Origin of the sequence: Oceanobacillus sp. FSL K6-0118, assembly GCF_038006665.1 — a bacterium.
In the GTDB taxonomy this organism is placed as follows: Bacteria; Bacillota; Bacilli; order Bacillales; family Amphibacillaceae; genus Oceanobacillus; species Oceanobacillus caeni.
Genome location: NZ_JBBOVR010000001.1, coordinates 89383 through 109967, shown reverse-complemented (window position 1 = coordinate 109967; position 20585 = coordinate 89383). Strand labels below are relative to the sequence as shown.

Here is a 20585-nt window from a genome sequence, read left to right as displayed (position 1 = left end):
ATGAAATAATTATAATATATCACTTAACAAAATCAATTACGATTAGTTTGCTTAAAATTGGAGGAAGTAATCATGGCAGTAGGAAGCTATCGAGATACATGGGTTGAAATATCACTAGATGCTTTAAAAAGCAATGTAAAGGCATTTAAGAATCATATTAACCCAAAGACAAAATTAATGGCTGTGATAAAGGCGGACGGCTATGGCCACGGCGCGATTGAAGTTGCACAAGCAGCACTGGAAGAAGGAGCGGATTATTTAGCCGTTGCTATATTAGATGAAGCATTACAAATCCGAAAAGCCAAGATCAATGCTCCTGTCTTAGTATTAGGATATACAGGAATAAGTACAGAAACAGCCGTAGAGGATGCTATAAATTCAAATATAACGTTAACTGTTTTTACCAAGGAAATAGCTAAGGAAATAGTAAAAACAGCTGAGGAATTAAAAAAGATCGCAAAAGTGCATATTAAAATAGATAGCGGTATGAACCGAATTGGAATTAGAAAAAGAGAAGAAGCATTAGAACTCATATCATTATTAACATCAAATTACGTACAAATTGAGGGGATCTTTACTCACTTTGCTGATGCAGACAATTCAGATTCCACATATACAGATAAACAATTTAAACATTTTTTGTCAGTGGTTGATTATTTGGAGGAACATGACATTCAAATACCAATTAAACACTGTTGTAATAGTGCAGCAACTATTTCTTATCCTCACATGCATATGGACATGGTACGGGTTGGTATAAGCTTATATGGATTATATCCTAGTGAACATTTAAAAAATAAAATTAAACTTATACAAGTTATGAGTTTTAAGACGAAACCAGTCCACATTAAAAATGTGGATATCGGTGAACCGATAAGTTATGGTTGTACATTTTCAACGAAAAGTCATTCAAAAATCGCCACGATTCCAGTCGGTTATGCAGATGGTTTTACAAGAGCATTATCGAATAAAGGGAATGTCTCCGTAAAAGGAAAAAGGGCACCAATTGTAGGACGGATTTGTATGGATCAATCGATGATAGATATAACGGATATACCCTATGTTAGCAAAGAGGACACTGTCACCATTTTTGGCGAACCTAGTGACGGTTTTATTTCTTTGGATGAAGTTGCGGAACAGTTACAAACCATCCACTATGAAATAGTCTGTTTAATTGGAAGACGTGTATCACGCGTCTATATTCAAAATGGAAAATTACATCATGCAAAAGGATTATAATAATGAAGTAGTAATGAATAAACACTCCGTAAACCTAAGCGCAGGTTTACGGAGTGTTATGTTTCACTGTATTAAATTCACCTGATTTAACCCGTTTAAATCGACTTCTTGTACATGGTGCATATCATCAAGAGGAAAAATAGTTGCAGTTCCTTCCTGTTCGTTTACTGCTTGAATATATACAGGAATGCCATGGTAGTTTACATTAATCATCTCAATGGATTCCAAAATATCTTGTGCTGTTTTACTATCCATGATGTCCTCCTTAGTACTTGCATTTTACGTCTTTTCTAGCTGTTAGGGGATGGAAGAACCCATTTACTTTTATTTTTTGTAGGAGGGACCGAAATATTCTAATTGATATCATCCATTTTCTTCTAGAGGTCCACTGAGAATCTAATTATTTAGTTTTAAAATAATAATCGTGACCATGGATCTCTACGATTAGTGTCATCACGGTCATCATCATGGTGATGTCTTTTACGGTCGGAACCTCCGTCTTTGTCATCATGATGATGTTTCTTGTGGTCAAATTCTCTATCCCTAACATTATCATCTTTTACAAAAACTTCTTTCGCCTTAATGAAAACTCTGTTTGCATGAATGTTAACGTCATTTACGTTATCATGGTTCTTCTTACTTTTTCTATCCTCACTGTGAGACATGCAGTTTCCTCCTTTCCATATAATAACCTATGTTTATCTAAATGTAGCTGAATAGGTAAAGGCTCAGATTTATATAAAATAGACTAACAACTATTCCTCGATAGAAAATAGAGATTGCTTAACATGGTTTGAGGTAAAAACATTATTAATGACCTTAAGTATTGGACTAAATGAATCATTTATTACTTTTAGTAACCATATAATAAAAGGGAATTAAATATCTTGCAATAAGTTGAAAATGATGTTATATTATTATCAATTAAAGTATGTTTAATTAAAAATAATTTGACATACATTTATCATATAGGAGGAATATAAGTCTATGTTAAAAATAGGTATTATTTTAGGAAGTGTACGTCAAGGACGTAATGGAGAAGCTGTTGCAAACTGGACACTTGACTTTGCTAACAAACGTAAGGATGCTGATGTAGAATACGAATTAGTGGATCTTGCCGATTACAATTTGCCATTTCTAGGTGCTGAGATTCCAGAAACACAACAAGCCGAAGCTGAAAAGGCAATTAAAGCATGGTCAGAAAAGATTGCTTCTTTTGATGGATATATCATTATTGCACCAGAATACAACCATGCAATTGGTGGAGCATTGAAGAACGCATTAGATTATTTAAACCCAGAAGTGAATAATAAAGCTGCTGGATTCGTTGGATACGGAAGTTTAGGTGGAACACGTGCTCATGAGAACCTACGTCTGATTTTAGGTGAACTTCAAGTAGCAGACGTTCGTACTGCAGTAACATTCTCATTATTAGCCGACTTTGAGAATTTCAGCGTATTCAAACCAGCTGATTACCATGAAGCTAATGCAACTGAAATGTTTAATCAAGTAATTGCTTGGAGTAAAGCTCTTAAAACAGTTAGAGGTTAATTATTCGTAGTTTTCGTTCTTGTGAAGATTTAAAAAAAATAGAGTGCTAAAGGATGCACTCTATTTTTTATTAAATGACTCATTCAATTGGGACAATTCCACACTTATCAAGGGGAATTACTTTAACCATATGACTATGTTCATCATATTGATTCATAACAACAGACCTACCATTATAGTTAACAGGGATTAAATCATGGGAATCCATAATTTCTCTTACCCTCTTCTTATCCACTGCATAACCACCTTATTCTTTAGGTAATTATTAATATTCTCTCCACGTTATAATAAAACCATGCAGTTGAAGTCTGATTTAGAACAAAAAAGCAAATTGCATCATAACAATCTGCTTTTGTTCACTCAGGCTCTATATAAATGAATAAATTCAAGGGCGTACATAATGAAAGAAATAGTAAGGAAGATTCCAGTAGTAATGACTAGAATAGCTGCTACTTGTAAGTTTAATTCCGGAAATGCAATAAATAGCCCCATAGCAACATAGAATACCGTGGTTGATACTTTTCCAAACCACTTTGAACCATCTAGCTTTTTTCCTTTTTTTAATAAAATAAGTCCATTGATACCCATAAATAATTCTTTAAGAACCACTAATAATACTAAAATCCACATATATGGGTAATGAAATACAAGGCAAATGACAATTGCGGCTTGGGTAAGTTTGTCAGCAATAGGATCTAACGTTTTTCCGAGTTCTGTTATTTGGTTGAATTTTCTTGCTATAAAGCCATCTAATAAATCAGTTAAACCAGATAAAAAGATAATAAATGCTGCAATATAATAATCATTTGTCTCCGTTGCACTGAAGTAGATATAGATAAAGAAAGGAATAAGCAAGATCCTGATGCAAGATAAAATATTTGGGATAGTCAACCATTCCCTTTTGGTTAGCTTCACACCAACATCCTCCTAAATGTTTTGTAAGTTTTATCCCACCTAAACAGGCAGTAAGACTCTCACCTCAAGATTGAGGGAGATCAACTGCCCGTAAAGATTCGATAAGTACGGCTAACCATCAATAGGAGATAAAGGAAAACCCTTACTGATGGAAGTCTTCTTTATTGTATCATTTTTATCATGTTAATAAGACTATTTCTACTTCTGGCAAATAATATCCATCATTAACTAAAAATTATGTAACAGTCGAAACTAGGATTCTATTGTTTATTTAGGTAAAATATACATACGTTCATCTATTATTATAATTTATGGTTCAAATAAATGTTTTATTATTTAAACATAGACGGAAAGAAGAAAAAGCGGGAGGTTAAATAATGAGAGAAGTAGTTATTGTTAGCGCGGTACGTACAGCGATAGGAAGCTTTATGGGGATGTTGAGTAATACACCAGCAACCGAATTAGGTGCGATTGTTATAAAAGAAGCACTACATCGTGCAGGATTAGAAGGTAACCAGGTGGATGAAGTTATTATGGGAAATGTCCTTCAAGCGGGATTAGGACAAGGACCAGCACGCCAATCTGCACTTAAAGCTGGTATACCTGAGGAAGTTCCAGCAACTACCATTAATAATCTATGTGGTTCCGGTCTAAAATCTGTTCACCTTGCCACCCAATCCATTCAAGTAGGTGATGCAGAAATTGTGGTTGCTGGTGGGATGGAAAATATGAGTTTGGCTCCATATCTTTTACCTAAGGGAAGAGAAGGGTTCCGAATGGGGGACGGTAAAGTTGTCGATAGTATGATCAATGATGGTTTACAATGTGCTATCAATGAGTATCATATGGGGATAACAGCGGAAAATATTGCTGAAACATATAGTTTAACGAGGGAAGAACAAGATGAATTTGCTGCCTGGAGTCAGCAAAAAACGGAAAAAGCAATTAAAAATGGTAAGTTCAATGAGGAAATAGTTCCTGTTGTTATTCCTAGACGAAAAGGAGATCCAATAACATTCGCTCAAGATGAGTTCCCACGTGACAGGGTAACTACTGAGAAGTTGTCAAAATTAAGACCTGCATTTAAAAAGGATGGAACGGTTACAGCGGGGAATGCGTCTGGAATAAATGATGGTGCAGCTGCATTGGTATTAATGAGTCGAGAAAAGGCAAAAGAATTGGGAGTGAAACCTTTAGCTGTTTTACGTGGAAACGCGTCTGCTGGAGTAGATCCAAAAATCATGGGTATTGGTCCTGTACCTGCAACGAATAAAGCCTTTCAAAAGGCAGGAGTTTCGATGAGTGATATTGACTTAATTGAAGCAAATGAGGCCTTCGCAGCACAATCATTGGCTGTTGGAAGAGATTTAGATATTCCCAAAGACAAGCTTAATGTAAATGGTGGTGCTATTGCCTTAGGCCACCCAATTGGCGCAAGTGGAGCAAGAATTTTAGTTACATTACTTTACGAAATGAAAAGAAGAGGCGACCGCTTTGGCTTAGCAACCCTTTGTGTTGGCGGTGGCATGGGCGTTAGCAGCATTGTAGAAATGGAAAACTAACATACGATTTTGGAGGGACGTAAATTGGTTAACCAAAAGGTAGTTTTTATCACCGGAGCAGCAAGCGGAATTGGGTACCAGGTTGCTGTCGAGTTTCTGAAAAATGGGGCAAAGGTTGTTTTATCTGATATTAATGATGAAAAGCTTAAAGAGGTGACGAAGGATTTACAAACGAAGGGTCATGATTGTATCGGTTTAAAGGTAGATGTGACAAAAGAACAGGATATAAAAAGTGCTATCCATCAAACAGTTGAAAAATATGGAAGACTTGATGTTTTAATTAATAATGCCGGACTTCAACACGTCGCACCAATTGAAGACTTCCCAACAGAGAAATTTGAATTTATGATTAATGTTATGCAGATTGCACCATTTATCGCTATGAAACATGCCTTTCCAATTATGAAAAAGCAAGGGTTTGGTCGTGTTTTAAATATGGCATCTATTAACGGGTTAATAGGGTTTGCTGGGAAAGCAGCATATAATAGTGCAAAGCATGGGTTGATAGGATTAACAAAGGTTGCTGCGTTAGAAACGGCTGAAAATGGTATTACGGTAAATGCTATTTGCCCTGGATATATTGATACACCTTTGGTCCGAGGACAATTTGAAGATCTAGCAAAAACACGTAATGTACCGGTTGAAAAGGTGAAAGAAGAAGTCCTTTATCCACTTGTTCCTCAAAAGAGGTTAATTGATGTACAAGAAGTAGCGGACTATGCTCTATTCTTAGCAAGTGATAAAGCCAAAGGAGTAACCGGCCAAGCCGTTGTCCTTGATGGTGGGTATACGGCACAATAAATCAGATTGACTAGTTATACTACAAGTGAGAGAAATAATTTGAAGAAACTTGAAAAGCAACGGAAGTTATTAAGGATATTACAATATATGATAATAGACAAGGTCAACTTTTTGTAAAAAAAGTTGGCCTTTTTGTTATCACGGACAAAACTCATGAAAATGAACGAGGAAAAGGTCGAGAGAGGAGTTATCACGGACAAAACTCATGAAAATGAACGAGGAAAAGGTCGAGAGAGGAGTTATCACGGACAAAACTTATGAAAATGAACAAGGAAAAGGTCGAGAGAGGAGTCATCACGGACAAAACTCATGGAAAAGAGCCAGGAAAAGTCCGTGAGGGGATGCACCTGGTTCTGTCAAGTAGACAGTACTGAAGTGTCTCTAAATTTTCACCTAATACATTGTCTTACCAAATATTTGAGCTCTTATCATATCCGCCACCCTTGCCAAGCATTTGGGTTCGTGGTGGTGAATAAAGTGGCGAATCGGGAAAAATAAAGCTATTAAAGCTCCCTATTCGCACACACAGCGTACCACGAACCATCTCTTCTAAGCTCTCGTTGGTCGGGGCCCCTATCCCCAACACAACGAATCGCCAAGAAGAGGCATGCCTGGCAAGGGCAAGCAGCTCCGCTGTGGCTCCCTGCATGCATTTTTAACTGGCATAACGCTTGATGTATTTTACGGGACTTGTTTGTAATTTTGTGTTGATTCGATTATGATTAAAGTAATGGATATATTGGTTTGCCGCATTTTGAACTTCAAATACATTCTTTGCATTTTCAAAGAAGCATTCTATTTCACACTTGTAATGACTAAAGAAGTTCTCAATGCATGCGTTGTCCCAGCAATTGCCTTTGCGAGACATAGATGGGGTGAGGCCCATCTCTTTGACACGCATTTGATAACCAGCGTTTGTGAATTGTGTGCCTTGATCACTATGTAGAATGGCACCTTTCACAAACTTTTTTTCTTTTAAACGATTTAATGCTTCGTACACAAGTTCTATATCTTGACGATGACTAATTGCATACGCCACAATCTCGTCATGAAATAAATCTTTAATCGCACACAGATAAATATATTTGTTTGGTCCCTTTTCCACTGGTAAATAGGTAATATCAATCGCAAACTTTATTCCAGGTTTCTTCGCTTGAAAGTTGCGGTTTAATAGATTAGGTACTTTTTTATTTATTTCGTTACGCTTGACAGAACGCCTTTGACGGATTTTACAACGAATACCATATTTCCGCATGATCTTGGATACACGCCTCTCTCCAACCTCAATGCCATATTCATCTTTTAATGCCATTTTCATTCTTTTTCTCCCCAACGTACCACGATGTTTATGATGTAATTTGATGATGTAGTTGTATAATTCTTCATCCCTTTGTGCCTGAACACTACCCCCTCCACGTTTTTTCCATTTATAATAACCAGATCGTGATACATCAGTCAGTTGAACTAACATCGTAACAGGATAATCTTTCTCATTCGCTTCTATAAAGGAAAATTGTACCTCTTTCTGCTTTCTCACATCCTTTCCAGCTCCAAAAGCTTTTTTAAATATTCAATTTGTAATGCTTGTCTTTCGATAATTTCATCTTTGGTTTCCTCTTCTTTTCGTTTCTGTTTACCTATGCTTTTCATACCTCTTGTATCTTTTAACGCTTCATAACCTCCTTCACGTACTTTATTAACCCAACGATTCGCTACTCGAGGTGCACTAATGTTATATTCTTTTATCAAATCACGGATCGCGTGCCCCTCGAAATATTTTTCAACTACTGTTTTCTTTAATTCATAACTGTATCTTTTTAGTTGTCTTGCCATATTCATCCCCTAATTTCTATCTTTTTCTACTATAAGATTATCAAATGAATAGGACACTTTCTAAAATTGTCTACTTTACTGATACAATAACAGGAGTTATCACGGACAAAACCCATGAAAACGGGAAAGGAAATGTCCGTGAGAAACCAAAAACTATAAAAAAGTAGCAGGGGCGAACTCGATTCCCGAATTGCTTTCTGCTATTTAACTACGTATTATCTTCATGTGATCAGCGTTCGTTTTTTCTATCTCAAGAGAGTACTATTATAAAAGCATCGATTCCTATCTTTTCGATTCTTTTCAGATGAGCTTCAGCATTTTTCCGGTTTGAAAAAGCACCTGATTGTACTCTATGCCACTTTGCTCCGGATAAAGTGATTGTTTCAATAAATGCTTCGATACCATGAGTCTTTAGAAAAGATACTCGATTTAGTGCCTTTTCCTTTGATTGAAAGGAACCAGCAATTACTTTGTATAAGGAGTCACTCTTTTGATTACCATTTGTTCTTTTCTTCAGTTGAAGTGCTTTTGCAATTCCGTTTACATGATTTTGGGCTATCTTCTTCCTCCATGAGGCTTGTTTCATAAGGGCTGCATCTGAATGATTGTCAATAAAGCCGTTTTCAGATAAGAAGGCTGGCATGGAGGTTTCTCGTAAAACGTGGAAGTTTGCCTTTTTCTTCCCCCTATTTTGTAAGGCAATTCCGTTGGATATTTCACGATGCATGATATTTCTGTATTTTGCACTTTGACTAGAATCACTTAATCCGCTAAAAATAAAATCCTCATATCCCTTTGCTTTTCCATTAAATGCATTACAGTGGATAGAAATGAAATAATTCGCATTCCACGCATTTGCTTCATTTGTTCGTTGGCGTAAACTTTTCGAAATGTCAGTTGTCCTACTCATTTGAATTTCTACATTTTCATATTCCTTATCCAATATGTGACGAATCTGAAGTGCAATATCTAATACAACATCCTTTTCTTTCAGGCCATGCCCTACTGCACCAGGATCTGATCCACCATGGCCTGGATCCAAAAATACCCTTTTCATTTGTCATCCTCCTAGATTTCATTTCACTTCTATAATCGTGATTGGATTGAAAATGGGGGGATGGTACATGCTAAAAAGGGTGAAATATGATAAATTCTTCAATAAGGATGATGTTCAAGTGGATAAAATAGGAATATATATGTCCTCTGCAAAAATAAGGAGAAATATGATATCGCCGCATCTACTTCTTTTATCCCACTCAAAGAAGTTGGGTGGAAGATCAACTGTCCGTAAAAGAAAGTGCGACTAACCATATGTGAGGGATGAAGGAAAACCTGCACTGATGGAATTCTTCTTTATTAGGTACGTTTTTTAATAATCGGACCACCTGGTATGGCCAGACGCAGTCCGTACGTCGCTACGAAGTAAAGCATGTGTGAGTACAGGCGTTGCGACAGAACGTCATGTTCATAGCCTGTAGGGGAGCTTCCGATTTTGATAAAGAATAGCGAGTGACAGACCTCTAGTTATTGCATATAATAAGATTCGTGGTTCGAACATATAAATGACAATATCATTTAAATAGAGGTGTATGATGTAAATATGGAATTCAATATTGGTCCAAGGATGCTTAAAACAGGGCTTGCTGTAACATTAACATTATTGGTTACAGGGATGTTAAATTTGCAATTAGATATCATTGCGGCGATTGCTTCAGTACTAGCCATGCAACAATCCATCATGAGATCTGTTACGTATATTAAGGAAGTATTGATTGGAAATGGTGTTGCTGTCATTTTCTCATTGTTGGGTACTTTTTTGCTTGGGACACATCCACTATCGGTTGGTGCTGTGGTGATTATATCGATTGCAATCAACATAAAGCTAGGATTAAATAAAACGGTCAGTTTAACTGCATTGACCATCATGGCGATGATGCTTGCAAGTGATGATAGTATTAATTTTGTTTATATTGTTGAACGAATATCACTTATTGCGATAGGAGTTATTGCTGCCTTTTTAGTGAATGCTTTTATTTTTCCACCAGATCATAAGAAGAATTTATATAACCTTGTGAAAAAGACGAGTGAAAAAATACATTTTCTATTACGAGTTATTCCAAATAAAACATTAAGCATACCGAAACAAAAAGAAGAAGATCGTGAAATTGAGAAGCTAATCTCAAAGGCTAAGGATTATTATGAAATTATCTCAGATGAACGGAATCGCTTATTTATAAAAAATAAAATGGAATTTTTAAGAAGTATTATTATTTATAAACATATGATTCGAGTATTAGAAAGGCAGTATACATTAATTATCCATTTAGAGAAAAACTTAGGTGAAATAGAAGACTCAAGTACAAGAAGTTATTTGATAAAGAAATTAATAAGTGGACTAAATGGCTATAGTGAAAATATATTCCTTATGTATGAAGAAAAAGTAAAATTAGATTTGAATCTGCAAAAGGAAATAAAGGCTGCGATGCATGTAACGATTAACAACTTAATTGATGAACTTCAAGGTTCCGAATTTACAAAGTGGTCCTATGTATTTCCTATTGCAAATAGCTTAATTGAATTATTTGATGAACTGGACAAATTAGAAAGAATGGTACGGATTAATGAATCGAAAGCTGCTCAGACTTCTGATTAAGGTACAATCTGTTCCTGAATAAATTCCTCCTTCCTTCAAAAACTAATTGGTAGATAAGAAATATAAAAGTTTCTTATCCTGGAGCTGCCGGCGTGAAGATTTGCATAAGTGCATGCATTTGCCGAACTTAAGCAAGGAGGAATTTATTATGGGAAGCAATAAAGCAGGCGGAAACAGACAGTTTAAAGAAAGAAAAAACCATGGGGAAACAAGAAACGGAAGAAAAAGTCCATTTAAGAATTCAAACCCACATGGTGGAGAAACACCAAATGAGTATTTAAGCGATAAAGAACTATAAGTTAAAAAACCACTAAAATAAAAGAAACAGTGTAGCACTTTGGCCACACTGTTTCTTTTATTTTTCCCTTTTTACATTAGGAGGTTCGCTCATTTTCCCTGTTGCAATATCCTCCGTGATATGCACTTGGCATGTTTTTCCTCTGTTATTAACAAATTTAAATATCCCATTATTAAAATCTGTTCCAATCTCCTTATAGAAAATTCCTTCATAAAGATTGTTCTTTGATCTAGTAAAACGTAATCGGTAAGTTTCTCCGTCTTGTTCTAGGAAAGCACGAACGCCTTTTTCAAACATCGTGTCACCTTCACTCTTGAGTGTACGATCAATGGATACAATATGAAGATCTATAAATGTTAGTTCACGTAGAAGAACATTTACAAATGAGCCTTTTGTAATTTCTTCCCAACGATTTTGTGGACTTTGGCCAATGATAATTTGAGTAATGTTATGGTTATGTGCAACTTCTTTAATTGTTTTAACTAGAGGACGACTTTCATTATCTCGGATAATAAATTCATCTACATCCAATTCATCGCATAGTTCTTTCCAACTATCAACATAACCAGACTTTTCAGCGTCGAACTCGTCGTATGGCTTTTGATCTACTGTAAGTACATATAATGGACAATCCATAATTTTGGCCAATTTATGTCCTCGTCTTATTAACCTTTCGCCATTAGGGCCGTAGTACACACAAACTAAAATACTTTCGTCCATTCGACCTTTAATTTTTCTCATGACGGCAAATTCACCTCTTATATTTCATCCATTATATTCTTACTAAAACTTTAATATTTTAACATGATATTTTATTCCCGTGAACCATAAATTTTAGTGCGTGTTCAAAAAGGAGGATGAAAAGGACCGAGCAGTTCGAGGCGGAGTAGCTTTGAGCAGCGGAACGTATGCAATTAATACGTGAGCAGACGCTCTTGCACGCCGGAAAAGTGGTTTTCTTTTCCAAGGAGCGGAAAAGCAAGCCAACGAAGAAATGCGAAGTGTCTTTTTCACCGGACTTTTTGAACATCCTCTCTTTTAAAAAAGGGTTTGGGAAAAAATAATATCTAAAGGTGTTTCCATATAGCATAAGTGATTTGTAACATAAAAACAATATCCAAATCGATAAAACAACAGAAGTGCAATGTTTAGCTCGATAAGTTATAATTATATTATTGATAAAAATTCAATTATCGTCATTTATCAAATAATTCCTTATTATTTCTATCATTATTAATTTGTGCTTATGCACTTATTAATTCCACGATAGATACTTAAAAGATCCCCTTATTTACAATCAATTTTATTAAAGAAATCATAATGTTAATGAGCATTAATAATATATGCATGATGTTCACAGATGGTATGGACGCAATTTTTCTAAAGTAGGTAGGAAAATATAAAAACCTTCCTGTCTGGGGCTCCGATTACCTGCCCCATCGAAAAAACTGCATAAACGTAAGGTTTTCGTCCAAGCTAAAGCGAACGCCAAGTTTTCTAAAGAAAGAAGTCAGACATTTTTGAAATGGAGGTCCCGATTTGTACACTGTTAATTTAGCTATTATTATTCCTTTTTTAGCTGCCATGATTGTACCAATTATTTACAAAAGAATAAAGGGGATTCATGTTGGTTGGTTTGTTTTCTTAGTTTCAACCGCATTATTCCTCTATCTTGTAAGTTATATACCTAACATTGCAAGTGGAGAGACGTATCTATATACATTTGAATGGATTCCGTCCTATAACATAAATTTCATAACATATTTAGATGGATTAAGTTTAATTTTTGCCTTATTAATTACTGGTATAGGTTCCCTAGTTACTATTTATTCCATTTATTATTTATCAAGTGAAGAAAATTTATCTCATTTTTATACGTATTTGTTACTATTCATGGGTGCGATGCTCGGTGTTGTATTCTCTGACAATATCATGGTTTTATATGTATTTTGGGAATTAACAAGTATTTCCTCCTTCCTACTAATTGCGTTCTGGTATCATCGGAAAAGTTCAAGGGATGGGGCTCAAAAATCACTGCTTATTACGATAAGTGGTGGTTTTGGAATGCTTGTAGGTTTTATTATGCTCTATGTAATGACGGGAACGATGAGTATTCGTGAAATGATTACAACGATTTCCGGCTTTCACGACCATCCACTATTTATTCCGGCAATGTTATTAATTTTACTTGGTGCGTTTACGAAATCTGCTCAATATCCGTTTCACATTTGGTTACCAACTGCGATGGAAGCTCCAACCCCTGTTAGTGCTTATTTACATTCGGCAACCATGGTAAAGGCAGGAATTTATTTAGTTGCGAGGTTTACACCTGTTTTCGGTGGAGAACTAACATGGTTCTGGGTAGTCACGATAGTAGGTATCATTACGTTATTCTGGGGATCGTTTAATGCGATTAGACAAACAGATCTTAAGGCCCTTTTGGCTTATTCGACTATTAGTCAACTTGGTATGATCATGAGTATGATTGGGATAAGTTCAGTCGCACTTAGACATGGACATTCTATGAATATGGTCATTTATACACAAGCTGCGTTTGCAGCAATTTTCCACTTAATTAATCACTCCACATTTAAAGGAGCCCTGTTTATGGTTGTAGGGATTGTTGACCATGAACTAGGTACACGTGATATACGGAGACTTGGTGGATTAGCTACCTTAATGCCAATTACGTTTACGATTTCTATCATTGGAAGTTTCTCTATGGCGGGTCTACCACCTTTTAATGGATTCCTTAGTAAAGAGATGTTCTTTACATCTATATTAAGCGTTCGTGAACTTCATTTTACTTCTGAAGTATGGATGGGCTTGATTCCTGTGGTTGCCTGGGCAGCAAGTATACTAACATTTGTTTATTGTATGATTTTTGTTTTCAAAACCTTTCTTGGGAAATACCAGGAAGAGAAATTGGAACACCCTGCACATGAGGCTCCATTTGGAATGCTATTTTCACCGATAGTTCTAGGTTTATTTGTAATTCTAATTTTCTTCTTTCCGAACGTTTTGGGGAATTATGTAATCAAACCGGCTATGTATAGCATTTTCCCTCAACTAGGTGCGGAAGACCTTGGTCAGCATGTTTCTGCGTGGCATGGCTTTAATCTAGAATTAAAGATGACGATTGGTGTTATTGTGTTTGGAGCATTCCTATTTATTTTTCTTCGTCATTGGAAGGGACTATATAATTGGATTCTTCCAGAGAAGTTATCTTTCAATGCGTTGTATGGCAATAGTTTAGAGCTAATCGAAAAGGTATCAAAGATCATTACCAATTCCTATATGACTGGTCATCTAAGAGATTATATGGTCTATATTTACATCTTTTTCATAATTGCTGTCGGTGGAACATTGTTAAATACAAAAGCATTTTTATTCGATATCGAACAATACTCTACTGTAACTGAGTTTGAGTGGCTAATCACGATAGCGATGATTATTGCGGCTATCTCTATGTTACTCGTTAAGTCTCGCCTAACTGCAATTCTTTTAAATAGTGTGTTGGGTTATGGGGTTTCAATATTTTTTGTTATATTCCGTGCACCAGATTTGGCGTTAACCCAAACCGTAATCGAAACAGTAACAACCGTACTATTCCTTGCTGCGTATTATTTTCTACCTGAATGGAAGAAAGAAGATAGTAAAAAACGCTCCAAGATTGTTAATGGCATTGTATCTGTTGCGGTAGGTGTCATATTTACTACGATCGCTTTAGCTGTTCAAAACGGGAAGCTATTTGAATCTATTTCAAGCTTTTATGAAAATGCATATGAACTTGCCGGGGCAACTAATATTGTCAATGCGATTCTTGGGGATTTTAGGGCTTTTGATACAATGCTTGAAGTAGTAGTATTGCTTATCGCAGGACTAGGGGTTTATACGTTCATTAAACTAAAGGCAAGAAAGGGGGATAATCCCCTTGAAGACAAATAACGTTATTTTACGAGCAGTTGTAAAGCTTGTTGTATTTATTATATTAACCTTAGCTGTTTATTTGTTTTTATCTGGACATCATAGTCCTGGGGGAGGATTTATTGGTGGTCTAGTAGTAGCTGCGGCTTTGGTATTGCTTTTTGTTTCCTTTGATATTGAGACGGTACGGGGCGCCATTCCCTTTGATTTTAAAAAGGTTGCTGCTTTAGGAGCGTTTATTTCGGTTACAACGGGCTTTGGCTCGCTCCTTTTTGGTGAACCGTTTCTATCGCAAACCTTTGCTTATTTTGATCTCCCTTTTTTTGGGGAAACGGAGTTAACGACGGTTACTATTTTTGAAGCCGGTGTTGCGTTAGTTGTTGTCGGAGTTGTCGTAACCATTATTTTAAGTATAGTTGAGGATGTGTAATTTATGGAAACTTTAACCACCATCCTAACAGGTGTTTTGGTATCAGTAGCAACATATTTAATTCTTTCAAGAAGTGTGCTGAGGGTTATATTAGGTACAGCCGTACTTTCTCATGCGGCACATTTATTAATTATGTCGATGGGAAGAGGACTTAAAAGCGGTGAAGTTCCTATTTTAACGGATGAGGCGTTATCATACGTTGATCCTCTACCACAAGCACTTATTTTAACTTCTATCGTGATCAGTTTTGCAGTAACTGCTATATTATTAGTTTTAGCCTATCGTACGTACCGTGAAACAGGGACAGATAATCTGTTTGAATGGAGAGGTATTAAAGATGAATAATCTGGTTGTCTTACCAATGGTCATTCCTGTTTTAGCAGGTATATTGTTTGTTTTCTTCCGTAACCAAATTAAGCTACAAAGATGGATTAGTTTCATTGTCATGATAGGTAATATAGGGATTGCTGCTTATTTATTACATCTTAATCAAATAGCTGGAATACAGCGTATTGACTTCAGTGGTTGGATGCCTCCATTTGGTATTTCGTTTGTTGCGGATTCATTCGCATTAATTCTTGTTCTGATCACAAGTTTAGTGGCGGCAATTTGCCTTATTTATGCTTTTTCTTCCATTGGAGAAGCTCGCGAAAAAATGTACTTTTATTCTTTTGTGAACTTTTTAGTAGCCGGTGTGAATGGCTCATTTTTAACCGGTGATTTGTTCAATTTGTATGTTTGCTTTGAAATTATGTTACTTGCATCCTATGTGCTTATTGCCTTAGGAGGAGAAAAAGTACAATTAAGAGAATCCATTAAGTATGTATTAATCAATGTCTTGTCTTCATGGTTTTTCCTTGTTGCCATTGCATACTTATATGGTGCCATTGGAACATTAAATATGGCTCATATTTCAGAACGGATAGCTGAATCAGGTCAAACGCCTTTGTTGACCGTTATTAGTATTGTGTTTTTAACGGTCTTTGCCTTGAAAGCTGGACTATTACTTTATTTCTGGCTTCCGGGCTCTTATAGTATTGCGCCAACCGCAATCGCTGCATTATTTGGAGCATTATTAACAAAAGTTGGGATTTATGCAATGATTCGTGTATTTACACTATTTTTTTATCATGATCCTTCTATTACACACACCTTTATCACTGTATTAGCGGCTTTAACATTGATTGGTGGAAGTATTGGGGCTGTTGCGTATAAAGACATACGTTTAATTGTCACTTATAATGTCGTCATAGCAGTTGGTTTTATTCTGGTAGGTTTGGCTGTAGCAACGCCAGAGGCATTAGAAGGTTCTATTTATTATTTGATGCACGATATGATTGTTAAAGCACTATTATTTCTATTAGCTGGTACCATGATTTCAGTGACAGGCACGACTAGAATTGATGAGATGAGTGGACTTATACGAAATTATCCACTATTAGGATGGATGTTCTTTATTGTCATGTTATCATTAGCTGGAGTTCCACCACTTAGTGGTTTTATTGGGAAAGTGCTCGTAGGTCAAGGGACGATTGAAACAGGGTCTTATATCTTACTTGCCTTAGCTTTCCTTTCAAGTATCTTTGTTTTGTACTCGCTTCTTCGGGTTTTCCTTCAATGCTTTTGGGGAGAAACGATTATTAGCTCAGAAGATGAAATACCTATGAAAAATGGATGGATGATTCCATGCGCCATCCTAACAATTGGGACTATTGTTCTGGGATTGGGTGCTGAGTTCATTTTTCCTTATGTTAGTGATGCAGCAAATACATTATTAAACCCTAGTGATTATATTGATGCGGTATTGACACAAGATTAACTGAAATTCTAAAGTACGTTTTATTAGGAGGTATACCATGCCCGCCCAGTTTATTATAAACTTGTCAATAGCATTCCTATGGATGTTTTTCCAAGATGAGGACCAATTTTATCTTACTACATTTGCGACAGGCTACATTGTAGGAATTGGTATTTTATATTTAATGCATCGTTTTTTCGGGAAACGTTTTTACTTAGGTAGGCTTTTTGCCTTTATAAAGTTGATTCTAATTTATCTATCAGAGATAACCAAATCAAGTTATCAAGTATTAAAGCAAATTCTTAGCCCAAAAATAAATGTAAAGCCAGGAATATTTAAATTTGAGACGAAATTAAGAGGTGAATGGGAAGTCCCGCTTCTCGCCTTACTTTTAATCACAACTCCGGGTTCCGTTGTAGTTGAGGTAACACCAGAAGGGGACGCATTTTATATTCACGCAATCGATGTCCAAGAATCCAAAGAGAATTTAATAAGATCTTTACACAAATTTGAAGAGGCAATTATGGGGGTGACCAGATAATGATTGAAACGATGTTACAAGTATCCTTCACATTATTTGGCGTAGCTATAGTAATAGCATTATACCGAATTATTTTTGGGCCGAGCTTACCTGACCGAGTGATTGCACTAGATATGATTGGGGTTAATCTTATTACAGCGATTGCTATTGTATCAGTGATTTTAGACACGAAGGCCTTCTTTGACGTTATCCTCATATTGGCAGTTTTAGCTTTTATTAGTACAATTGCCTTCTCCAAATTTATTGAGAAGGGCGGCGTTATCATTGAGCGTAAACGGGATGATTGAGTTTATTGCAGCACTCTTGATTTTGGTAGGTTCGATAATGGCAGTAATTAGTGCCATTGGTATTATTCGTTTTCAAGATGTTTATTCTCGTTCACACGCTGCCACGAAGTCCTCTACCTTGGCAGTTTCCCTTACTCTATCTGGAGTATTTATTTATTTATTGGTGTCCGAGTCATTTTTTAGTGTCCGCATGATTATGGGAATTGTATTTGTCCTTTTGACATCTCCCGTCGCTGGTCATCTCATCATAAGAGCGGCATATAGATCCAGTGTGGAAATGACAGATGCAACGTTAGAGGATGAGTTGGCGGAAGTGTTAAAGAAGAAGGAAAAGCAAATGGAAGAAGAAAAGGCGAGTAAAGATACTGGTGTGAAAAGCGATGAAGTATTGGAATAAAAAATCAGTGCAATCTATACTGCACTGATTTTTCTTTATAATAACAAATTCATCATCCATGGAGTAATGACAGAAACAACTACGGCACTAATGGACATGGCGATAGAACTAATCGATCCTTCCAATTGGCTATTCTCAAGTGCTGCGGCAGTACCGATGCCATGCGAGGCACTTCCGAGTCCAATTCCTTTTCCTAGATAATGGTGGATCTTTGTATATTTATAAACATAGGAATGTAATACTGCCCCACCTACTCCGGCAATCATAACAAAGATAGCTGCTAGTGAAGTTATCCCATCCAACGATTCCGTGATGGCCATAGAAATGGGAGTTGTCACAGACTTGGAGCTAATCGTAAGTAGTATTTCCTCTCCAAATCCAGCCCACTTTGCAAGAAGTACTCCAGTAGAAATTCCCACCAATGCTCCTATACAAGTTCCAACAAGGATTGGAACAACCATTTTTTTCAAAAGCTTTCGTTCCATGTATAGTGGATAGGCCAATGCAACAACTGCTGGGCCAAGTAACTTATTAATCCACTCCCCACCTATCATATACGTCTCATAGGATATAGGGATGATGAGTAAAATAAGAACAATGATAATGGTTGCGATTAACATAGGTAACGTAAAAGGATAATGATATTTATGGTGAATCTTTAATGCTGCGTAATAAGTGATAACCGTGCCTATGATTGCTGTAATGCCAATTAATAAATGAATCATACTCATATTCATTCCTTCCTCATGATTAGCCACTGACTAATCCATCCAGAACTTACCATGACAAGTATGGTACTAATGATAACAATGAAGAATAATAGGATACCTTTCCCTAGAAATAAATCGAAGTAGTCGATAATTCCAACCGTTGCTGGAATGAAAAACAAAGTTAAATGGCGAACCATGAACTTTGCTCCTTCATCAATCCATGAAAGTTTCACAATGTTAAAGAATAATAGAATAAAAAGAATGATCATTCCTATCACACTACCTGGAATCAACAGATGAAATGTGTGTTGAATCCAATTTCCTAAAGACGCTAGTAAACATAGGATGATTATATGTAATGTGATCTTCATGACTTTAACCACAATTAACACCCCTATACTTTATGGAATAACTACTAGTATATCAATAAAATTAGATGAGAAGAAGTTATAGAATTCCAAACTCTATAACTTATTACCGTTGATTAATTCCCCGGATTTACAAAACATTTACATTCACATCATACGTTCTTTACATTCAGCTACTATACTATGGAAGTGAGAGGCGGAATGATCCGTTCATCAAAATTTAAAGGACTTATTCGGGGAGGACAAAGTAATGAAGTTCAAAAAGTACCTTATGTTGGTTGTTGTAGGACTAGTACTATTTCTAGTAGCTTGTGGAGGGGCAGCAGAAAAATCAAATACTTCTGGCGATGAAGCATCCAACGAATTAGAAGGAAATGTTGCCATTGATGGATCTGGTACGGTTTACCCCCTAATGTCTAGATTAGCTGAAGAATATATGGTTAACGAACAACCGAATGTATCTGTTGAAGTTAGCCGTGCAGGAACAAGTGCTGGTTTTAAGAAATTCCTAGCAGAAGATGGAACAGACTTTAATGATGCATCCCGTGAAATAAAAGAGGAAGAACAAGCAAAAGCAGATGAGCTTGGAATAGAAGTAATGGAGTTAAAAGTTGCTTTAGACGGTTTAACAATCGTGGTTAACCCAGAAAATGACTTTGCAACTGAATTAACAGAAGATCAAGTGAAGGATATCTTCTTAGGTAATGTAACAAAGTGGTCTGAAATCAATCCGGATTGGCCTGAAGAAGAAATTCAAACATATGGTCCAAATGAAAACCATGGAACTTACGAATTTTTCTATGAAACTATTCTTGAAGAACAGGATTTAGTAAAAACGATTAATCTTCAACAAGATTATTCTACTTTAGTAACTTTAGTAGCAGAAGATGTTAACGCAATTGGGTTCTTTGGATTTGGATACTACGATAGTAACAAAGATAAAGTACAAGCAGTAGGTATTGATTTTGGCGAAGGTGCTGTCGTTCCATCTCTAGATACAATTGGTGAAGAAGGCCCTTATGCTAATTATACACGTCCAGTATTCACATATTTAAATGTGAACCATGCAAAAGAAAAGGCCCAAGTATTCGATTATGCAACTTATGTATTAGAAACCATGAATGACTTTGCTGGAGAAACTGGATTCGCACCTATTCCAGAAGAAGAAGCACAAGCTCAACTTGAAGAGCTAGAAGCTAATAAATAATTGATATTTAGGAAACTTTGAAACCTATTAAGATGAGGGCCAATTGTGCTCTCATCTTAGTTTCTAAA

General features: G+C 36.1%; 24 protein-coding genes. 14 read left to right on the top strand and 10 right to left on the bottom strand.

What is annotated here, in order from left to right:
• Window positions 1-72: 72 nt before the first annotated feature.
• Window positions 73-1239, top strand: a complete 1167-nt coding sequence (alr, locus tag MHI02_RS00490; protein ID WP_060668615.1) for an alanine racemase — start codon at window positions 73-75, stop codon at window positions 1237-1239.
• Between the two features lie 63 nt (window positions 1240-1302).
• On the opposite strand, the gene MHI02_RS00485 is transcribed toward alr, so the two are convergent.
• Together MHI02_RS00485 and MHI02_RS00480 are read right to left on the bottom strand one after the other, a co-directional pair.
• Window positions 1303-1494, bottom strand: coding sequence for an H-type small acid-soluble spore protein (locus MHI02_RS00485; RefSeq protein ID WP_216884022.1), 192 nt, complete (start codon window positions 1492-1494; stop codon window positions 1303-1305).
• 155 nt (window positions 1495-1649) lie between these two features.
• The gene (locus MHI02_RS00480; protein WP_341165567.1) at window positions 1650-1904 is read right to left on the bottom strand and encodes a hypothetical protein; all 255 of its coding nucleotides are present in this window, start codon (window positions 1902-1904) and stop codon (window positions 1650-1652) included.
• A 322-nt stretch (window positions 1905-2226) separates the two neighbouring features.
• On the opposite strand from MHI02_RS00480, the gene MHI02_RS00475 reads away from it, so the two are divergent.
• Window positions 2227-2790: an NADPH-dependent FMN reductase gene (locus MHI02_RS00475; protein ID WP_341165566.1), complete on the top strand. Its 564-nt coding sequence runs from the start codon at window positions 2227-2229 to the stop codon at window positions 2788-2790.
• 79 nt (window positions 2791-2869) lie between these two features.
• Here the strand turns inward: MHI02_RS00475 and MHI02_RS00470 are convergent, their stop codons facing one another.
• Window positions 2870-3025: a small, acid-soluble spore protein, H family gene (locus MHI02_RS00470; protein WP_128715745.1), complete on the bottom strand. Its 156-nt coding sequence runs from the start codon at window positions 3023-3025 to the stop codon at window positions 2870-2872.
• A 125-nt stretch (window positions 3026-3150) separates the two neighbouring features.
• Window positions 3151-3705, bottom strand: a complete 555-nt coding sequence (locus MHI02_RS00465) for a CDP-alcohol phosphatidyltransferase family protein (protein ID WP_047186839.1) — start codon at window positions 3703-3705, stop codon at window positions 3151-3153.
• A gap of 377 nt (window positions 3706-4082) precedes the next feature.
• Between MHI02_RS00465 and MHI02_RS00460 the strand changes: the two genes are divergently transcribed.
• Both MHI02_RS00460 and MHI02_RS00455 read left to right on the top strand, forming a co-directional pair.
• Window positions 4083-5267 (top strand): acetyl-CoA C-acetyltransferase, encoded by a 1185-nt coding sequence (locus tag MHI02_RS00460; protein ID WP_047186840.1) that lies wholly within the window; start codon window positions 4083-4085, stop codon window positions 5265-5267.
• A gap of 24 nt (window positions 5268-5291) precedes the next feature.
• Complete coding sequence (locus MHI02_RS00455; protein ID WP_047186841.1) at window positions 5292-6068, top strand: 3-hydroxybutyrate dehydrogenase; 777 nt, start codon at window positions 5292-5294, stop codon at window positions 6066-6068.
• 655 nt (window positions 6069-6723) lie between these two features.
• Here MHI02_RS00455 and MHI02_RS00450 read toward each other — a convergent pair.
• The 3 genes from MHI02_RS00450 to MHI02_RS00440 form a co-directional block, all read right to left on the bottom strand.
• Window positions 6724-7605 carry an IS3 family transposase gene (locus tag MHI02_RS00450; RefSeq protein WP_052771788.1) on the bottom strand — a complete coding sequence of 294 codons (882 nt, stop codon included), beginning with the start codon at window positions 7603-7605 and terminating at the stop codon, window positions 6724-6726.
• On the bottom strand, window positions 7602-7901 hold the full coding sequence (locus tag MHI02_RS00445) for a helix-turn-helix domain-containing protein (protein WP_052771711.1): 300 nt from the start codon (window positions 7899-7901) through the stop codon (window positions 7602-7604). Before MHI02_RS00445 ends, MHI02_RS00450 begins: the two co-directional genes overlap by 4 nt.
• 250 nt (window positions 7902-8151) lie before the next feature.
• Window positions 8152-8958, bottom strand: coding sequence for an N-acetylmuramoyl-L-alanine amidase (locus MHI02_RS00440; protein ID WP_047185203.1), 807 nt, complete (start codon window positions 8956-8958; stop codon window positions 8152-8154).
• 543 nt (window positions 8959-9501) lie between these two features.
• Between MHI02_RS00440 and MHI02_RS00435 the strand changes: the two genes are divergently transcribed.
• Window positions 9502-10554, top strand: a complete 1053-nt coding sequence (locus MHI02_RS00435) for an FUSC family protein (RefSeq protein WP_047185201.1) — start codon at window positions 9502-9504, stop codon at window positions 10552-10554.
• Window positions 10555-10702: 148 nt separating this feature from the next.
• Window positions 10703-10852: a hypothetical protein gene (locus MHI02_RS00430; RefSeq protein ID WP_165589181.1), complete on the top strand. Its 150-nt coding sequence runs from the start codon at window positions 10703-10705 to the stop codon at window positions 10850-10852.
• Window positions 10853-10909: 57 nt separating this feature from the next.
• Here the strand turns inward: MHI02_RS00430 and MHI02_RS00425 are convergent, their stop codons facing one another.
• On the bottom strand, window positions 10910-11593 hold the full coding sequence (locus tag MHI02_RS00425; RefSeq protein ID WP_047185200.1) for a histidine kinase: 684 nt from the start codon (window positions 11591-11593) through the stop codon (window positions 10910-10912).
• Between the two features lie 798 nt (window positions 11594-12391).
• Here MHI02_RS00425 and MHI02_RS00420 point away from each other — a divergent pair.
• From MHI02_RS00420 to MHI02_RS00390, 7 genes are read left to right on the top strand one after another with little or no spacing between them, the layout of a single operon-like run.
• Window positions 12392-14800 carry a Na+/H+ antiporter subunit A gene (locus MHI02_RS00420; protein WP_216884253.1) on the top strand — a complete coding sequence of 803 codons (2409 nt, stop codon included), beginning with the start codon at window positions 12392-12394 and terminating at the stop codon, window positions 14798-14800.
• The gene (locus tag MHI02_RS00415; protein WP_047185198.1) at window positions 14787-15209 is read left to right on the top strand and encodes a Na(+)/H(+) antiporter subunit B; all 423 of its coding nucleotides are present in this window, start codon (window positions 14787-14789) and stop codon (window positions 15207-15209) included. The genes MHI02_RS00420 and MHI02_RS00415 overlap by 14 nt, the downstream gene beginning before the upstream one ends.
• Before the next feature lie 3 nt (window positions 15210-15212).
• Window positions 15213-15554 carry a Na(+)/H(+) antiporter subunit C gene (locus MHI02_RS00410; RefSeq protein WP_047185197.1) on the top strand — a complete coding sequence of 114 codons (342 nt, stop codon included), beginning with the start codon at window positions 15213-15215 and terminating at the stop codon, window positions 15552-15554.
• Window positions 15547-17028 carry a Na+/H+ antiporter subunit D gene (locus MHI02_RS00405; RefSeq protein WP_341165565.1) on the top strand — a complete coding sequence of 494 codons (1482 nt, stop codon included), beginning with the start codon at window positions 15547-15549 and terminating at the stop codon, window positions 17026-17028. The genes MHI02_RS00410 and MHI02_RS00405 overlap by 8 nt, the downstream gene beginning before the upstream one ends.
• 37 nt (window positions 17029-17065) lie before the next feature.
• A complete protein-coding gene (locus MHI02_RS00400) occupies window positions 17066-17548 on the top strand; it encodes a Na+/H+ antiporter subunit E (protein WP_047185195.1) in 483 nt (160 codons plus the stop codon).
• Window positions 17548-17835, top strand: coding sequence for a Na(+)/H(+) antiporter subunit F1 (locus MHI02_RS00395; RefSeq protein ID WP_047185194.1), 288 nt, complete (start codon window positions 17548-17550; stop codon window positions 17833-17835). Before MHI02_RS00400 ends, MHI02_RS00395 begins: the two co-directional genes overlap by 1 nt.
• Window positions 17813-18232 (top strand): Na+/H+ antiporter subunit G, encoded by a 420-nt coding sequence (locus MHI02_RS00390; RefSeq protein WP_341165564.1) that lies wholly within the window; start codon window positions 17813-17815, stop codon window positions 18230-18232. The genes MHI02_RS00395 and MHI02_RS00390 overlap by 23 nt, the downstream gene beginning before the upstream one ends.
• 35 nt (window positions 18233-18267) lie before the next feature.
• Here MHI02_RS00390 and MHI02_RS00385 read toward each other — a convergent pair whose 3' ends face one another.
• Window positions 18268-18963: an LrgB family protein gene (locus tag MHI02_RS00385; protein WP_341165563.1), complete on the bottom strand. Its 696-nt coding sequence runs from the start codon at window positions 18961-18963 to the stop codon at window positions 18268-18270.
• Window positions 18964-18965: 2 nt separating this feature from the next.
• Complete coding sequence (locus MHI02_RS00380) at window positions 18966-19325, bottom strand: CidA/LrgA family protein (protein ID WP_225344113.1); 360 nt, start codon at window positions 19323-19325, stop codon at window positions 18966-18968.
• Between the two features lie 235 nt (window positions 19326-19560).
• Between MHI02_RS00380 and MHI02_RS00375 the strand changes: the two genes are divergently transcribed.
• Entirely contained in the window at window positions 19561-20517 is a 957-nt protein-coding gene (locus MHI02_RS00375) for a PstS family phosphate ABC transporter substrate-binding protein (protein ID WP_341165562.1), read from the top strand.
• The last annotated feature ends 68 nt before the right edge of the window (window positions 20518-20585 follow it).

Bases quoted from the DNA above. Each gene is read 5' to 3' on its own strand.
- alr (WP_060668615.1), top strand. From the start codon at position 73: ATGGCAGTAGGAAGCTATCGAGATACATGGGTTGAAATATCACTAGAT.
- MHI02_RS00485 (WP_216884022.1), bottom strand. From the start codon at position 1,494: ATGGATAGTAAAACAGCACAAGATATTTTGGAATCCATTGAGATGATT.
- MHI02_RS00480 (WP_341165567.1), bottom strand. From the start codon at position 1,904: ATGTCTCACAGTGAGGATAGAAAAAGTAAGAAGAACCATGATAACGTA.
- MHI02_RS00475 (WP_341165566.1), top strand. From the start codon at position 2,227: ATGTTAAAAATAGGTATTATTTTAGGAAGTGTACGTCAAGGACGTAAT.
- MHI02_RS00460 (WP_047186840.1), top strand. From the start codon at position 4,083: ATGAGAGAAGTAGTTATTGTTAGCGCGGTACGTACAGCGATAGGAAGC.
- MHI02_RS00445 (WP_052771711.1), bottom strand. From the start codon at position 7,901: ATGGCAAGACAACTAAAAAGATACAGTTATGAATTAAAGAAAACAGTA.
- MHI02_RS00440 (WP_047185203.1), bottom strand. From the start codon at position 8,958: ATGAAAAGGGTATTTTTGGATCCAGGCCATGGTGGATCAGATCCTGGT.
- MHI02_RS00435 (WP_047185201.1), top strand. From the start codon at position 9,502: ATGGAATTCAATATTGGTCCAAGGATGCTTAAAACAGGGCTTGCTGTA.
- MHI02_RS00430 (WP_165589181.1), top strand. From the start codon at position 10,703: ATGGGAAGCAATAAAGCAGGCGGAAACAGACAGTTTAAAGAAAGAAAA.
- MHI02_RS00425 (WP_047185200.1), bottom strand. From the start codon at position 11,593: ATGAGAAAAATTAAAGGTCGAATGGACGAAAGTATTTTAGTTTGTGTG.
- MHI02_RS00410 (WP_047185197.1), top strand. From the start codon at position 15,213: ATGGAAACTTTAACCACCATCCTAACAGGTGTTTTGGTATCAGTAGCA.
- MHI02_RS00405 (WP_341165565.1), top strand. From the start codon at position 15,547: ATGAATAATCTGGTTGTCTTACCAATGGTCATTCCTGTTTTAGCAGGT.
- MHI02_RS00400 (WP_047185195.1), top strand. From the start codon at position 17,066: ATGCCCGCCCAGTTTATTATAAACTTGTCAATAGCATTCCTATGGATG.
- MHI02_RS00395 (WP_047185194.1), top strand. From the start codon at position 17,548: ATGATTGAAACGATGTTACAAGTATCCTTCACATTATTTGGCGTAGCT.
- MHI02_RS00385 (WP_341165563.1), bottom strand. From the start codon at position 18,963: ATGAGTATGATTCATTTATTAATTGGCATTACAGCAATCATAGGCACG.
- MHI02_RS00375 (WP_341165562.1), top strand. From the start codon at position 19,561: ATGAAGTTCAAAAAGTACCTTATGTTGGTTGTTGTAGGACTAGTACTA.